The 1,540-nt window shown below is 40.3% G+C and carries 1 protein-coding gene; it reads left to right on the top strand.

Features of this window, described 5'->3' with window-relative positions; translation table 11 throughout:
• The coding region (locus tag BT797_RS07110; RefSeq protein WP_139291993.1) for a PAS domain S-box protein at positions 1-1,540 on the top strand (1,540 nt) is incomplete at both ends.

The following is a 1,540-nucleotide window of genomic DNA, read 5'->3' as shown; positions in this document are numbered from 1 at the left end:
CCGACTGTTATGTAAAGACAGCTATATTACTTTCACTCAAGCGTTTTCGAATCGGAGTAGTCGTTGGACGATCGTGTCAGTGTTCCCTAAACAGCGCTTTAATTTAGCCCGTATCGCCTTTACAGATAAATTCATGCTGCTCTATATAACACTGGCATTCGTTATTAGCTTTTTCATTTGCTTGTTCCGATATCATCGTCAGCAAACAAACAATTTACGTAAGCAACAGGCCTACGACAAACAATTCAGATTAACGTTAGAGAATATCCAGTTTATTGCGGTGTCGATTAACAGTGATGGGATTATCACCTTCTGTAATGATTTTTTCTTGGATTTAGTTGGTTATCAAAAACACGATGTCATTGGCCAACGCTGGTTCGATACCTTTATTCCACAGAAACTAAGACAACAAGCGGCTGAAGCATTAAGACAAGCGCTGGTACAAGGGGTTAACCAGGCAAAAATAGAATCAGTTGTACAGACAAAATCTGGCGAAGTTGTACTGGTATCATGGAACAGTACCTATTCTAAAGCCCACGGTAAGCAGTTAGCCACGGCAACTTTTATTGGTGAAGATATCACAGAACATAAGATGGAACAGGATCAACTACAGCGCTTAAGCCATGCAGTAGAGCAAAGCCACAACTCAGTGATGATCACTGAAATAACGGGTGAAATCATCTATGTAAACCCAGTATTTTGTGAATTGACCGGTTACGAGAAACAAGAAGTACTGGGTATCACACCAAAGTTTTTACAATCAGGTGAAATGCCTGAAGCAGGTTATGACAGTCTTTGGCTAACCATTAAGCGTGGTGATGAATGGCGTGGTGAATTCCATAATAAGAAAAAGAATGGTGACTTGTTCTGGGAACGAGCACGCATATCACCAGTAAAAGACAGTGCAGGCAATGCTCTTTACTTTGTTGCAGTAAAACAAGATATCACCAAAGAAAAGCACCTCGCTCATGAAATCCAAGAACAAGAAGCGTTACATGCCAAACAAGAAAAACTCGCGGCCGTAGGTAAAGTGGTAAACATGATCGCCCACGATTTAAGAAACCCGTTGAGTTCGATCAAAATGGCACTGCAAATTTATGCCCGTAAAGAGCAAGATGAACTGTTTGATATTTCGCTTGAGCAAGTCCGTTATATGGAAGCTATTTTAGAAGATTTATTATCCTATTCTAGACCTGAACAATTTAAACCCGAATGGCTTGATTTAAACAAACTGGTTGAGCTAGTCACCAACAGTCAACGGCGCTTCGCCAAAGACAAAGACGTGGCGATAGAGTTTAATTATCCGCATAACTTACCAACGGTATATGCAGATCCAATAAAATTACGTCAAGCATTACAGAATTTGATTGTGAATGCAGTACAAGCAGCGGAAACCAGTGAGCATGTTTGTCCTTTGGTCACGGTCACCACTAACATTTTACTCACTGAATCTAAATCAGTGATCTTAATTGATATCGCCAATAACGGAAAATCCATCGACCCCTGCATGGTAAACAAAGTATTCGAACCTTTTTATACC

The organism is Moritella viscosa (assembly GCF_900120065.1).
Lineage (GTDB): Bacteria > Pseudomonadota > Gammaproteobacteria > Enterobacterales > Moritellaceae > Moritella > Moritella viscosa.
The sequence above is the reverse complement of the archived record's forward strand: the minus strand, read 5'-3'. Positions and strand labels throughout refer to the sequence as shown.